The organism is Rathayibacter sp. VKM Ac-2857, from assembly GCF_013205025.1.
GTDB lineage: Bacteria > Actinomycetota > Actinomycetes > Actinomycetales > Microbacteriaceae > Rathayibacter.
This window is the reverse complement of record NZ_JABMLE010000002.1, coordinates 980,310-993,444: the sequence shown is the minus strand read 5'-3', so window position 1 is coordinate 993,444 and position 13,135 is coordinate 980,310. Positions and strand designations below refer to the sequence as shown.

Here is a 13,135-nt window from a genome sequence, read left to right as displayed (position 1 = left end):
GTATCGAGACCCACGCATCCCAGCAGGGCGTGTCTGCAGACCGGTCTTCCGACGGTGGTGGATCTCCATACGCCCGCTTCGCGGCCTACTCCATCAGCATGCAAGCTCGCCGCCGCTCCCCAGGTCGCCCCCGCCCGCGGCACCGGTGCCCCCGCAGGGCATCCCTCGCCGCGCTTCCGCGCCGTAGCGTGACAACCATGACGAACGACCCCGAGGCGCGCGACTTCCTGACCTCCCGCCGGGCCCGGCTGACCCCCGAGCAGGTCGAGCTGCCCGCCGGCGGCCACCGGCGGGTCCCGGGCCTGCGCCGCAGCGAGGTGGCCCAGCTGGCCGGCGTGAGCATCGAGTACTACTCGCGGCTCGAGCGCGGCGACCTCCGCGGGGCGTCCGAATCGGTGCTGACGGCGCTCGCCGACGCCCTCCGCCTCGACCGCGCCGAGCGCGAGCACCTCTTCGACCTCGCCCGCGCCGCCGAGCGCTCGCCGCTGCGCTCCCGCCGTCGTGCGCCCGCGGCCGTCCGCCCGAGCATGCGGCTCGCGGTCGAGTCGATCACCTCGGCCCCCGCCTTCGTCCGCAACGGCCGCCTCGACGTCCTGGTCGAGAACGACCTGTTCCGTGCGCTCTACGCCGACCTCTACGCGCTCCCGGAGCGCCCGGTCAACCTCGCCCGCTTCGCCTTCCTGCAGCGCGAGCTGGCCGAGGCGTTCTACCCGGTCTGGAGCACCGCCGCCGACATCACCGTCGGCATCCTCCGCACCGAGGCCGGCCGCGCCCCGCACGACGCCGACCTCCAGGCGCTCGTCGGCGAGCTCTCCACCCGGAGCGACGAGTTCCGCACCCGCTGGGGCGCCCACGAGGTGCGCCACCACGCCAGCGGCAGCAAGTTCTTCCACCACCCGATCGTCGGCGACCTGCATCTCAGCTACGAGGCGTTCGAGCCGCTCGGCGACCCCGGTCTCGACTTCCTCATCTACAGCGCGGACCCCGGCTCGCCGAGCGACGACGCCCTGAAGCTGCTCGCGAGCTGGTCGGCGACGCAGAGCGCGCAGACGACCCAGACCGCGCAGACGACCCGGACCAGCCCCGCCGCCCACCACCCCGCCCCCGCCGACAGGACCGCCGAGTGAACCGCCGCACCACCCTCCTCTTCGCGATCGCGGGCGGCGTCGCCGTCGGCAACCTCTACTGGGCCCAGCCGCTGCTCGACTTCCTCGCCACCGACCTCGGCACCAGCACCGGATCCGCGGGCTGGCTCGTCACCGCGACGCAGCTCGGCTACGCCCTCGGCGTGCTCCTCTTCGTCCCGCTCGGCGACGTGCTCGACCGCCGCGTCCTCGTCCCGGCCGCGATGCTCTGCGCCTCCCTCGCCCTGCTCGCCTGCGCACTCGCCCCGACCTTCGCCGTGCTCGTCGCCACCCTCGCGCTGGTCGGCCTGACCACCGTCGCCGGCCAGATCCTCGCCCCGCTCGCGGGCGACCTCGCCGACGACGCCACCCGCGGCCGGGTCGTCGGCACCGTCGTCTCGGGCATCCTGACCGGCATCCTCGTCTCGCGGACCATCAGCGGCCTCATCGCGCAGGCCGCCGGCTGGCGCACCGTCTACGTGGTCGCGGCGGTCGCGGGCGTGGTGCTCGCGGTCCTGCTCGCCCGAGCGATCCCGTCGCTCCCGCCGCGCACCCGCCTGCGCTACCCGGCCCTGATCGCCTCCGTCTTCGCCATCGTCCGGCGCGAGCGCTCGGTGCGCTGGAGCCTCGCCCTCGGTGGCACGTCCTTCGCCGTCTTCACGATATTCTGGACCTCGCTGACCTTCCTGCTCAGCGCCCCGCCGTTCTCCTTCGACGTCGGCACGATCGGGCTCTTCGGCCTGATCGGCCTCGCCGGCGCGATCGCCGCCCAGCGCGCCGGGCACCTGCACGACCGCGGCCTGGCGCTCCCGACGATCGGCGTCGCCTGGGCGGCCGTGCTGCTGTCGTTCGTGATCGCCGGCGTCGGAGGCGGCTCGATCGTCGCGGTCATCGTCGCGATCCTGGTGCTCGACGTCGCGATCCAGGGCCACAACATCCTGGTCCAGTCGCGGATGTTCCAGGTCGACCCGTCCGCGCGCAGCCGGCTGAACACCGCGTTCGTGACGACCAACTTCGTCTGCGGAGCGATCGGCTCGGCCCTCGCGTCCTTCCTCTGGACCCACGGCGGCTGGGGCGCGGTCTGCGTCGCCGGCGCCGTGCTGAGCGGCTTCGCGCTCACGGTCTGGCTGCTCGGCCGCCGCTCGGCCCTGGTGCTCCCCGCGGCGCAGCCGGCGGTCTGAGCGCGGCGACCCCGACCGCGAGCCGCTGCTCAGCCCAGCCGGACCCCTCAGCCCAGCCGGAAGGGCTCCCCGGGCGCCAGCACGTGCACCCGCTCCGGATGCGACACCGCGCGCAGCACGTCCGCCGGGTCGCCGTTGAACGGCGCGAAGTCCGGCGAATCGACTGAGCCCCAGTGGTGCAGCAGCAGCTGCGACGTCGGATGCGCGTCCGCCATCTCGGTCGCGCCCTCGAAGGTGAAATGCCACTCGCTGTCCGAGAAGTCGAAGAGCATCACGTCGGGGCTCGGCCCGGTGAGGTGGTGCTCGCGGATCAGCCGCGAGTCGCCCGGCGCCCAGACCGTGCCGTCGGGAGTCTCGAGCCAGAAGCCGCAGGCGTCCTCCTCCTCGAAGAAGCGCTGCCCCGGCTCGGGGAACGCGTTCTGCCAGGCGTGGTCGGCCGGGGTCAGCCGGACGCCGACGCCGCCGACCTCGAACGCGTCGTCGATCCCGTGCCCGTGCGCCGGCAGCCCCTCGGCGGTCATCTCCGAGGCGACGTAGCGCGTCGAGTGGAACGCGGTTGTGACCGGCGCGAGCTCGCGGCAGGTCGGCCGGCTGAAGTGGTCGTTGTCGCTGTGCGTCACCAGCACCGCGTCCAGGCGTGGCACGGCGGCCGCGGCGATCGGGAAGTCGATCAGCACCGGCATGTCGAAGCCGCCGAGCAGCGGATCGATCATCAGCGAGGTGCCGCGCGAGGTGAGCAGGAACCCGGCCATGCCGAGCCAGCGCAGCGTCGTGCCACCGTCGTCCTCGAACGCCTCGTCGCCGAAGAAGCGGGTCGGGCCCGCCACCGCCTGGCGGCGCTCGTCGTCGTGCGCGTGGGTCATCATCGTCTCCGCTCGTCGAGGTCGTTCCGGGACCACCCTACGAGCGGCGCCCGCGCGAGCGAGGCCTCGTTGGAAGGTGTACCGCCAGGGCCTGTCCCGCGCGCCGACTCCGGCCTAGCGTGGCGACGGAGGCGGACGCCCGGCCCGCCCGCCCGGCCCGCGCGCGCCGGCCCCGCCATTCCGGAAGAAGGACCCCGTGAACATCGAACCGACGACCCCCTCCGTCAAGAACCCGCCCGAGCAGTTCGCCGGCGACGTCTGGCTCGACACGATCGTCATGCCGCACGACGCCGACCAGCGCACCACGATGGCCCGGGTGCGGTTCGCCCCCGGCGCCCGCACCGCCTGGCACTCGCACGCCCGCGGCCAGTACCTGCACGTGACCCAGGGCGTCGCCCGCTTCGGCGGCCGCGACGGCACGATCCTCGAGGTGCACGCCGGCCAGACCCTCTACACCCCGCCCGGCGAGGAGCACTGGCACGCCTCCGCGCCCGGCGTCTTCATGGAGCACCTCGCCGTGCTCGAGGCCGCCGACGACCCGTCGACGACCACGGCCTGGGCCGAGCACATCACCGACGCGGACTACGAGGGCAGCGGTGCCGAGGACCGCTGACGCCCGCAGAACATCAGCTGAGACGCCTGGTCATCGCCCATCGGCGATGAGCCGCACGCTCAGCCGATGTTCTGCAGTGACGCAGGCCGGTTCGGCAGCGCGCTACTCGTAGCGCAGCGACTGCACCGGATCCGCCCGCGCCGCCCGCGCGGCCGGCAGCGTCCCCGCCACGAACGCGATCACCATCACCACGAGCACCACCGTCAGGATCGACACCGGGTCGAACGCGATCAGGGTCAGCCCCGGCAGGTCCGAGAGCAGCGAGCCCGAGAGCACCCCGCTCAGCCCGGTCCCCGCCACCACCGCCAGCAGCGTGCCGATCGCGCTGCCGAGGAAGCCGATGAACGCCGCCTCGATGCTGAAGAGCGCGAACACCCGTCCGCTGCCCATGCCCATCGCCTTCATCAGGCCGATCTCGCGGGTCCGCTCCTGCACGCTCATCAGCAGCGTGTTGACGATGCCGAAGCTCGCCGCCAGCAGTGCGATCACCGCGAAGGCGTTGAGCACCAGCACGATCCCGTCGACGACGGCCTTGATGGTGCCCAGCTGGTCCGCGACCGTGGTGCCGGTGTAGCCGGCGTCCGCGAGGCGGTCCTTCAGCGCGGTGACCTGTTCGTCGTCCGCCGCGGCGTCGAAGCGCACGCTGGCCTGGGCGAAGCGGTCGACCTGGTCCGCCGGCACACCGATGCTCTGCGTCGTGAACAGCGCGTCGGTGAGCGCGTCGTTCGTGACGAGGCCCCCGCCCGCTCCCGCGATGCTCTCCTCCGCGACGCCGACGATCGTCGCCTCGACCACGTGCGGCGTCCGCTGCGCGTCGGTGATGCCGATCGACACGGTCGTCCCGACGGCCGCCGCATCGTCCGCGAAGCCGAGCGGCTCGACGTAGGACACCGGCAGCACCGCCTGGAGCTGCGTCGACGCGTCGTCGAGGCCGGCCCCCGCGGCGAGCTGCACGGTCTGCCCCTCCACGAGGCTGCCGATCCCGATCACGTACTTCGCGCCGTCGTCGCCGGCCGCCACGTAGTCGGCCGAGATCGACTTCACCGCCTGCACGTCGAGCACGCCCTCGACTCCGGCGAGCGTGTCGAGGTCGGCCGGGGTCAGCGCGACGACGGTCTGCCCGGGAGGCCCCGCCGCCCCGCTCGCGATTGCGTCGGGGTCGTACTCGACGGGCCCGGAGCCGAGGCCCGTCGCCGACTCGGAGGTCTTCGACACGGTCATCACGTCCGAGGCGCCGACTCCGTCGACCGTGTCGTCGATGTAGGCGTTGATGCCGGTGCCGAGCCCGTTGGTGAGGGTCAGGGTGAACGCGCCGACGAAGATCGCGAGGATCGTCAGGAGCGTGCGCGTCCGGGAGCGGAAGGTGTTGGCGATCGCGGTCCCGATCAGGTCGACGGTCTTCATGCGGCCACCGCCGCGGAGTCCTCGACCAGCAAGCCGTCGCGGATCATCAGGCGCCGGTCGCAGCGCGCGGCCAGTTCCTCGTCGTGGGTGACCACGATCAGGGTGATGCCGTTCTCGCGGTTGAGCGCGAAGAGGATGTCCTCGACCACCCCGCCGGTCGTCGTGTCGAGGTTGCCGGTCGGCTCGTCCGCGAAGAGGATGCGCGGGTTGTTGACGAGCGCGCGGGCGATGACCGTCCGCTGCTTCTGTCCGCCGGAGAGGTCGACGGCCTTGCTGCCGGCCTTGTCGTCGAGCTCGAGCTGGGCCAGTGCGGCGAGGCCGCGGCGCTTGCGCTCCGCCCGGCCGATCCCGGCGATCTTCATCGGCAGCACGACGTTGTCGAGCACCGACGCGTTCGGCGTGAGGAAGAACTGCTGGAAGACGAAGCCGAAGGTGCGGTTGCGGGTGACGTCGAGCCGGCGCCCCTTGAGCGTGCTCGTGTCCACTCCCTCGAGCTCGACCACGCCGGTGCTGGGGGCGTCGAGCAGCGCGAGCAGGTGCATCAGGGTCGACTTGCCCGAGCCGCTCTTGCCGACGATGGCGACGCTCTCGCCCTCCTGGATGTCGAAGCTCACGCCCTTCAGCGCCTCGAAGCGGTTCTGGCCTCGGCCGTACGACCTGCGGACGTCTCTCACCGAGATGATGGGCGTGCTCATGGGACTCCCTCCGCCGCCCGGCGGGTTCCGGGGCGGCCCCTCCAGCCTGGGCGGCGCCGCTCGATCGCGCGTCCCTCGCAGGGTGTCCCCGCCGTACCGCGGTCGCGGTAGGCGGAGCACCGCGGCGGGGTGACGCCGCGGTGCGCGCACTCCGCCAGGATGTGGGGATGACGCCGCGGATGCAGGCCCACCCGCGGCTGCGGTCGGGGCTCGGCGACGCCCTCGCGGCCGCGATCATCGTCGCCGCGGCGTTCGCGCCGTTCCAGGGGTCCGCTCAGCGGCCCTCGGGCCTGCTCGAGTTCGCGATCGTGCTCGCGCCGGCGGTCCTGCTGCCACTGCGGCGGCGCCGGCCGATCCCGGTGCTCGCGGCGATCGTCGTGCTGTCCGCCGCCGCGGCGGTCCTGGGTCTGCTCGCGCCGGGCGTCGTCCTCGCGACGGCGATCGCGATGTTCGCGGTGACGAACCGCAGCCCCCGCCGGGTCGGTCTCGTCGTGGCCGCGGTCACGGTGGTCGCGGTGGTGCTTCTGAGCGTCATCGGCGCGGCGGTGAGCCCCCTCGACGCCCGGGCGGTCCAGTACGCCGTCACGGTCCTCTTCGCCGCGGCCGCCGGCGACGCGACGCGCTCGCGCCGCGAGTACATCGTCGCGGTGACGGAGCGGGCGGAGCGGGCGGAGCAGACCCGGGAGTCGGAGGCGCGGCGCCGCGTCAGCGAGGAGCGGCTGCGCATCGCCCGCGACCTGCACGACGCGGTCGCGCACCAGATCTCGGTGATCAGCCTCAACGCCGGAGTCGCCACCTCCGCGCTCGACTCCCGGCCCGAGAAGGCGCGCGAGGCGCTCAGCACGATCCGCAGCGCGGCCCGCTCGGTCCTCGGCGAGATCGGCGACCTCCTCGAGGTCCTCCGCACCGACGAGGCGGACGGCACGGCGCCGCAGCCCGGCCTCGACCGGCTCGGCGAGCTCGTCCGCCGCTTCGGCGAGGACGGCCTGCAGGTGACCGTCCGCACCGAGGGCGCGCTCGACCGCGTCCAGGGGGCGGCCGATCTCGTCGCGTACCGCGTGGTCCAGGAGGCGCTCACCAACGCGCACAAGCACGGCGCCGAGCACCGCGCGCACGTCCTCGTCGCGGTGGCGGACGACCGCGTCGAGATCGTCGTGGCGAACCCCGTCGCGGCCGTCGCGCGTCCGGACCGCGAGCGCGGCAGCGGGCACGGGCTGCTCGGCCTCCGCGAGCGGGTGGCCTCCGTCCGCGGCACGGTGGTGACGGGAGCGACACCGGGCGGCTACCGGGTGGCGGCGTCGCTGCCGCTGCCGCAGGCGGCGGTCGTGCCAGCGGCGTCACTCCCGCCGACCCCATCGTCCCCGGAGGTGGACCCGCGATGACCACCGTCCTCGTCGTCGACGACCAGCCCCTGATCCGCCAGGCCGTCACCGACATCCTGAGCGGCGAGAGCGGCATCGAGGTCGTCGGCGAGGCGCGCACCGGCCGCGAGGCGGTCGAGCTGGCGACCCGCCTGCGCCCCGACGTCGTCCTGATGGACATCCGCATGCCCGAGCTCGACGGCATCGGCGCCACCGCCCTGATCTGCGCCGACCCGGAGCTCGCCGCGACGAAGGTCCTCATCCTCACGACCTTCGAGGAGGACGAGTACCTGATCGCCGCCCTGCGCGCGGGCGCCGGCGGCTTCCTCGGCAAGGGCGCCGAGCCGGAGGAGATCGCCGCCGCCGTCCGCGCCGTGCACGCCGGCGACAGCCTGCTCTCGCCCGCCGCGACCCGCAGCCTGATCACCCGCTACGTCCTCGCCCCGCAGGCATCGCCGCCGCTCGTCGAGCCGCCGGAGTTCGCCCAGCTCACCGACCGCGAGCGCGAGGTCCTGCTGCTCGTCGCGCGCGGCCGCTCCAACCAGGAGATCGCGGACGACCTCGTCATCTCCCCGCACACCGCCAAGACCCACGTCAACCGCATCATGACCAAGCTCTCGGCCCACGACCGCGCCCAGCTCGTCATCGCCGCCTACGAGAGCGGCCTGCTGACCCCCGGCGCGTGACGCGCCCGCCGAGGCGTCCTCGAACCGTCGAGGCGTCCCGCAGCACCGGGACGCCTCGACCGGAGCGGGACGTCTCGCGCGCGCGTCAACCCGGCGGCGGCACGCTCACGATCCGGTCGTCCGCTTCGCGCGGCGACCCGCGGCCGTCCGTGTTGCTCGTCACGAACCACAGGTCGCCGTCCGGAGCCGCCACCGCGTCGCGCAGCCGTCCGTACTCGCCGACGGCGTAGTCGGTCGAGGCCGACGGATCCGCGACCGGCACCGCGCGCAGCACCTCGCCGCGCAGGTTCGCCAGGTAGAGCACGCCGTCCAGCTGCGCCATCCCGCTCGGGCTGGCCGCGCTCGGCTCCCACTGCTGCACCGGATCGACGAAGCCGTCCTCGCCGGCGATCCCCTCGACCTCGGGCCAGCCGTAGTTCGCGCCGGGCTCGATCACGTTCAGCTCGTCCCAGGTGTCCTGCCCGAACTCACTCGCGAAGAGGGTGCCGTCCTCCGCCCAGGCGAGGCCCTGCGGATTGCGGTGCCCGCTGCTCCAGACCAGCGATCCCGGGTACGGGTTGTCGTCGGGCACGGCGCCGTCGAGCGTCATCCGGAGGATCTTGCCGGAGAGCTCGCGCAGGTCCTGCGCCGCCTCGCGCCGCCCGGCGTCGCCGACGGTCGCGTAGAGCATGCCGTCGGGGCCGATCGCGATCCGCCCGCCGTCGTGGGTGCGAGCGGCCGGGATGCCGTCGAGGATCGTCTCCGGCTCGCCGAGCGCGTACGACCCGGCCTCGCCCGTGAGCGCGACCCGCTGGATCCGGTTGCCGTCGGCCGCAGTCGAGTAGGAGAACAGCGTCCGGCCGTCGACGGCCAGCCCGAGCAGCCCGCTCTCGCCCTCGGCGACCACACCCTCGACGACGCCGACCTCACGGGTGCTGCCGTCCGCCGCGAGCTCGAGCACCCGTCCGCTGTCGCGCTCGCTGACGAGCGCCGTGCCGTCGTCGACGAAGACGACCGACCACGGAGCCTCGAGCCCCTCCGCGACACTGCTCGCGCCGACGAGCTCGCGCGCATCGGGGCCGGGAGCGGCGGGAGTCGTGCTGCAGGAGGCGAGCCCCACGCCGAGCGCGAGCGTCGCGCCGACGAGGGCGGAGCGGAGGACGGAACCGGTCATCGCCCCAGGCTGCCCGCCGAACCTTCGAGAATTCTCACTTCCATGGGTCGAGCAGCCCCGAGGGGGCGTCTCGAGACCCGCGCTCCGCCGGAGAGGACCGCTCCGCGGGCTGCTCCATCGGCAGAGACCGGTGCCTTGCATGCTGGTCGAGTAGCCCCGGAGGGGCGTATCGAGACCCGCCGTCACTCGGTGCGTGGATCTCGATACGCCCTCTGCGAGGGCTACTCGATCAGCATGAAGGACCGCTGCGCGGGCTGCTTCCTTCGCAGGGACCGGTGGCTTTCATGTTGGTCGAGTAGCCCCGAAGGGGCGTATCGAGACCCGCCGTCATTCGATGCGTGGATCTCGATACGCCCTCTACGAGGGCTACTCGATCAGCATGAATCGGACTCGGGGCCTCCATGCTGGTCGAGCAGCCCCGGAGGGGCGTCTCGAGACCCGAGCTCTGCCGGGCACTGGCCGCATGATCGCCCCCACCCCCCGCCGCCGCTAGCACCCCCGCGGATCCCGCGCACCCCCACCGCATGTCGCACCCGCGGCGTAGCGTTGCAGAGGTGATGCGCCCCCAGATCAGCACCCTCGGCCGGCTGCGCGCCTCCGGGCACGTGCAGAAGACCCTCCGCACCGAGATCCGCGACAACCTCCTCGACGCCCTCCGCGAGGGCCGCGACCCCTGGCCCGGCCTGCACGGCTTCCAGGACACCGTCATCCCCCAGGTCGAGCGGGCGGTGATCGCCGGGCACGACATCGTGCTGCTCGGCGAGCGCGGCCAGGGCAAGACCCGCCTCCTCCGCACGTTGAACGGCCTGCTCGACGAGTGGACCCCCGTCATCGACGGCTCCGAGCTCGGCGAGCACCCCTACGAGCCGATCACCTCGATCAGCAAACGCCGGGCGGAGGAGCTCGGCGACGAGCTGCCCGTCGCCTGGCGCAGCCGCGAGGAGCGCTACGTCGAGAAGCTGGCCACCCCCGACACGAGCGTCGCCGACCTCATCGGCGACGTCGACCCGATGAAGGTGGCCGAGGGCCGCAGCCTCGGCGACCCGGAGACCATCCACTTCGGCCTCATCCCGCGCAGCCACCGCGGCATCGTCGCCATCAACGAGCTGCCCGACCTCGCCGAGCGCATCCAGGTCGCGATGCTCAACGTGATGGAGGAGCGCGACATCCAGATCCGCGGCTACGTCCTGCGCCTGCCGCTCGACGTGCTCGTGGTCGCCAGCGCCAACCCCGAGGACTACACGAACCGCGGCCGGATCATCACCCCGCTGAAGGACCGCTTCGGCGCCGAGATCCGCACCCACTACCCGACCGCGCTGGTCGATGAGATCGCCGTGATCCGCCAGGAGGCCGATCTCGTCGCGACCGTCCCGGACACGCTGATCGAGATCCTCGCCCGCTTCACCCGGGCCCTGCGCGAGTCGTCCTCGGTCGACCAGCGCAGCGGAGTGAGCGCCCGCTTCGCCATCGCCGGCGCCGAGACCATCGCCGCCGCCGCGCTGCACCGGGCCACCCGCCGCGGCGAGGAGGAGGCGGTCGCCCGCCCGATCGACCTCGAGACCGCGGTCGACGTCCTCGGCGGCAAGATCGAGTTCGAGTCGGGGGAGGAGGGCCGCGAGGACGAGATCCTCGACCACCTCCTCCGCCAGGCCACCGCCGAGACGGTCCGCGCGCACCTCCGCGGACTCGACCTCACCCCCCTCGTGACCGCCGTCGAGAACGGCGCGATGATCACGACCGGCGAGCAGGTGACCGCGAAGGAGTTCCTCGCCGCGCTGCCGCTGCTCGGCGAGTCGACCCTCTACGACGACATCGCCGACCGGCTCGAGGCCGTCGGCGCCGGCCGCCGCGCGGGCGCCGTCGAGCTCGCCCTCGAGGGCCTCTACCTCTCGCGCAAGCTCAGCAAGGAGACGGGCGGGGGCGAGGCCGTCTATGGCTGAGCCGCTGCGCACCGGCCTGTCGGCTCGGACCGGCTCGTCGACTCTCACCGGTGGGCCCGCCCGTGCCTAGGTCCAACCGCCGCCTCGGGCGCGACGCCCGCTACTCCCGCTACGACGGCGGCCCCGACCCGCTCGCCCCGCCGGTCGACCTGGCCGAGGCGCTCGACGCCATCGGCGAGGACGTCATGGCGGGCACCTCGCCCGAGCGCGCGATGCGCGAGTTCCTCCGCCGCGGCGGCCGCGACGGCCAGGGTCTCGACGACCTCGCCGCCCGCGTCGCCGAGCGCCGCCGCGAGCTGACGCAGAAGCACGGCCTCGACGGCACCCTCCGCGAGGTCCGCGAGCTGCTCGACCGCGCCGTCCTCGCCGAGCGCAAGCAGCTCGCCCGCGACACGCAGATGGACGACGGCGACCGCGCCCTCGCCGAGATCCAGCTCGACAGCCTCCCGCCCTCGCCCGCCGCCGCGGTCTCCGAGCTCTCGGACTACCGCTGGCAGAGTCCGGAGGCGCGCGCCGACTTCGAGAAGATCAAGGAGCTGCTCGGCGCCGAGATGCTCGAGCAGCGCTTCGAGGGCATGAAGCAGGCCCTCGAGAACGCGAGCGACGAGGACCGCGCGGCGATCGACGCGATGCTCCGCGACCTCAACCAGCTCCTCGAGGCGCACGCCCGCGGCGAGGACACCCCCGAGCAGTTCGACGCGTTCATGGCGCAGCACGGCGAGTACTTCCCGGAGCGGCCCGAGACCGTCGACGAGCTGATCGATGCCCTGGCCGCTCGCGCCGCCGCGGCCCAGCGGATGCGCAACTCGATGACCCAGCAGCAGCGCGACGAGCTCGACGCCCTCGCCCAGCAGGCCTTCGGCACGCCGGAGCTGATGCAGTCGCTCGGGCAGCTGGACGAGACCCTGCGGGGCCTGCGCCCCGGCGAGGACTGGGGCGGCTCCGAGCGGATGGACGGCGAGCAGGGCCTCGGCCTCGGGGACGGCACCGGCGTCTTCCAGGAGCTCGCCGACCTCGACGCGCTCGCCGACCAGCTCGCGCAGCCGCACGAGCGCTCGAACCTCGACGACCTCGACCTCGACCTGCTCGCCCGCCGCCTCGGCGACGACGCGGCGGTCGACGCGCAGACCCTCAAGCGCCTCGAGAAGGCGCTGCGCGACTCCGGCACCCTGCGCCGCGGCTCGGACGGCGCGCTCACCCTCACTCCGAAGGCCATGCGCCAGCTCGGCAAGGCGCTGCTGCGCGACATCGCCGACACGATGTCCGGCCGCCAGGGTGCGCGCGACGTGCGCCGGGCCGGTGCCGCGGGCGAGCGCTCCGGCGCGACCCGGCAGTGGGAGTTCGGCGACACCGAGGCGTGGGACGTCACCCGCACGCTCACCAACGCGCTGACCCGCACCGCCGGCGACGGCCGCGAGACCGGCTCCGGCGTCCGGATCGAGATCGGCGACGTCGAGGTGCAGGAGACGGAGGCGCGGACCCAGGCCTGCGTCGCCCTCCTCGTCGACACCTCGTTCTCGATGGCGATGGACGGCCGCTGGGTGCCGATGAAGCGCACCGCGCTCGCCCTGCACACCCTGATCTCGAGCCGGTTCCGCGGCGACGAGCTGCAGCTGATCGCGTTCGGCCGCCAGGCCGAGGTGATGGACGTCGAGCAGCTCGTCGGCCTCGACGCCGAGTGGGAGAAGGGCACCAATCTGCACCACGCCCTGCTGCTCGCCAACCGGCACTTCCGCAAGCACCCCAGCGCGCAGCCGGTGCTGCTGATCGTCACCGACGGCGAGCCGACCGCGCACCTCGAGCCGGACGGGCAGATCTACTTCGACTACCCGCCGGACCCGGTGACGGTCGCCGTCTCCGTCCGCGAGCTCGACGCCTCCACCCGGCTCGGCGCGCACACCACGTTCTTCCGGCTGGGCGACGACCCGGGGCTCGCCCGCTTCATCGACTCGCTGGCGCGGCGCGTGGGCGGCTCGGTCGTGAACCCCGAGGCGGACGACCTCGGCGCGGCCGTCGTGTCGTCGTACCTCGGTGCGCGCGGGGCGGCTCCGGGCGGGCGACCGCCCGGCGACGAGCTGTTCGGCCGCGGCTGGGGCTTCTAGAGGGTCTGGTGTC

11 protein-coding genes are annotated in these 13,135 nt (G+C 73.5%); 7 read left to right on the top strand and 4 right to left on the bottom strand.

Annotation, left to right across the window (positions count from 1 at the left end; genetic code table 11):
• Positions 1-197 precede the first annotated feature (197 nt).
• The gene (locus HQQ86_RS11860; protein ID WP_173288266.1) at positions 198-1,127 is read left to right on the top strand and encodes a helix-turn-helix transcriptional regulator; all 930 of its coding nucleotides are present in this window, start codon (positions 198-200) and stop codon (positions 1,125-1,127) included.
• A complete protein-coding gene (locus tag HQQ86_RS11855) occupies positions 1,124-2,305 on the top strand; it encodes an MFS transporter (RefSeq protein ID WP_173288265.1) in 1,182 nt (393 codons plus the stop codon). The genes HQQ86_RS11860 and HQQ86_RS11855 overlap by 4 nt, the downstream gene beginning before the upstream one ends.
• A 47-nt stretch (positions 2,306-2,352) precedes the next feature.
• Here HQQ86_RS11855 and HQQ86_RS11850 read toward each other — a convergent pair whose 3' ends face one another.
• Positions 2,353-3,168: an MBL fold metallo-hydrolase gene (locus HQQ86_RS11850; RefSeq protein WP_173288264.1), complete on the bottom strand. Its 816-nt coding sequence runs from the start codon at positions 3,166-3,168 to the stop codon at positions 2,353-2,355.
• A 196-nt stretch (positions 3,169-3,364) separates the two neighbouring features.
• Here HQQ86_RS11850 and HQQ86_RS11845 point away from each other — a divergent pair, with 196 nt between their 5' ends.
• The gene (locus HQQ86_RS11845) at positions 3,365-3,781 is read left to right on the top strand and encodes a cupin domain-containing protein (RefSeq protein ID WP_173288262.1); all 417 of its coding nucleotides are present in this window, start codon (positions 3,365-3,367) and stop codon (positions 3,779-3,781) included.
• Between the two features lie 102 nt (positions 3,782-3,883).
• On the opposite strand, the gene HQQ86_RS11840 is transcribed toward HQQ86_RS11845, so the two are convergent.
• Together HQQ86_RS11840 and HQQ86_RS11835 are read right to left on the bottom strand one after the other, a co-directional pair.
• Entirely contained in the window at positions 3,884-5,185 is a 1,302-nt protein-coding gene (locus HQQ86_RS11840; protein WP_173288260.1) for an ABC transporter permease, read from the bottom strand.
• A complete protein-coding gene (locus tag HQQ86_RS11835) occupies positions 5,182-5,880 on the bottom strand; it encodes an ABC transporter ATP-binding protein (protein WP_173288258.1) in 699 nt (232 codons plus the stop codon). The genes HQQ86_RS11840 and HQQ86_RS11835 overlap by 4 nt, the downstream gene beginning before the upstream one ends.
• A gap of 167 nt (positions 5,881-6,047) precedes the next feature.
• Here HQQ86_RS11835 and HQQ86_RS11830 point away from each other — a divergent pair, with 167 nt between their 5' ends.
• Together HQQ86_RS11830 and HQQ86_RS11825 are read left to right on the top strand one after the other, a co-directional pair.
• Positions 6,048-7,262 carry a sensor histidine kinase gene (locus HQQ86_RS11830; RefSeq protein ID WP_173288256.1) on the top strand — a complete coding sequence of 405 codons (1,215 nt, stop codon included), beginning with the start codon at positions 6,048-6,050 and terminating at the stop codon, positions 7,260-7,262.
• Positions 7,259-7,927 (top strand): response regulator transcription factor, encoded by a 669-nt coding sequence (locus tag HQQ86_RS11825; RefSeq protein WP_173288254.1) that lies wholly within the window; start codon positions 7,259-7,261, stop codon positions 7,925-7,927. The genes HQQ86_RS11830 and HQQ86_RS11825 overlap by 4 nt, the downstream gene beginning before the upstream one ends.
• Before the next feature lie 85 nt (positions 7,928-8,012).
• Here HQQ86_RS11825 and HQQ86_RS11820 read toward each other — a convergent pair whose 3' ends face one another.
• Positions 8,013-9,080 (bottom strand): sorbosone dehydrogenase family protein, encoded by a 1,068-nt coding sequence (locus HQQ86_RS11820; protein ID WP_173288253.1) that lies wholly within the window; start codon positions 9,078-9,080, stop codon positions 8,013-8,015.
• A 557-nt stretch (positions 9,081-9,637) separates the two neighbouring features.
• Between HQQ86_RS11820 and HQQ86_RS11815 the strand changes: the two genes are divergently transcribed.
• Positions 9,638-11,020, top strand: a complete 1,383-nt coding sequence (locus HQQ86_RS11815) for a magnesium chelatase (RefSeq protein WP_173288790.1) — start codon at positions 9,638-9,640, stop codon at positions 11,018-11,020.
• A 62-nt stretch (positions 11,021-11,082) separates the two neighbouring features.
• On the top strand, positions 11,083-13,122 hold the full coding sequence (locus HQQ86_RS11810; RefSeq protein ID WP_173288252.1) for a VWA domain-containing protein: 2,040 nt from the start codon (positions 11,083-11,085) through the stop codon (positions 13,120-13,122).
• Positions 13,123-13,135 lie beyond the last annotated feature (13 nt).

Excerpts from the sequence above, each read along its gene's own strand:
- HQQ86_RS11860 (WP_173288266.1), top strand. The coding sequence starts at position 198 with ATGACGAACGACCCCGAGGCGCGCGACTTCCTGACCTCCCGCCGGGCC.
- HQQ86_RS11850 (WP_173288264.1), bottom strand. The coding sequence starts at position 3,168 with ATGACCCACGCGCACGACGACGAGCGCCGCCAGGCGGTGGCGGGCCCG.
- HQQ86_RS11840 (WP_173288260.1), bottom strand. The coding sequence starts at position 5,185 with ATGAAGACCGTCGACCTGATCGGGACCGCGATCGCCAACACCTTCCGC.
- HQQ86_RS11835 (WP_173288258.1), bottom strand. The coding sequence starts at position 5,880 with ATGAGCACGCCCATCATCTCGGTGAGAGACGTCCGCAGGTCGTACGGC.
- HQQ86_RS11830 (WP_173288256.1), top strand. The coding sequence starts at position 6,048 with ATGACGCCGCGGATGCAGGCCCACCCGCGGCTGCGGTCGGGGCTCGGC.
- HQQ86_RS11825 (WP_173288254.1), top strand. The coding sequence starts at position 7,259 with ATGACCACCGTCCTCGTCGTCGACGACCAGCCCCTGATCCGCCAGGCC.
- HQQ86_RS11820 (WP_173288253.1), bottom strand. The coding sequence starts at position 9,080 with ATGACCGGTTCCGTCCTCCGCTCCGCCCTCGTCGGCGCGACGCTCGCG.
- HQQ86_RS11815 (WP_173288790.1), top strand. The coding sequence starts at position 9,638 with ATGCGCCCCCAGATCAGCACCCTCGGCCGGCTGCGCGCCTCCGGGCAC.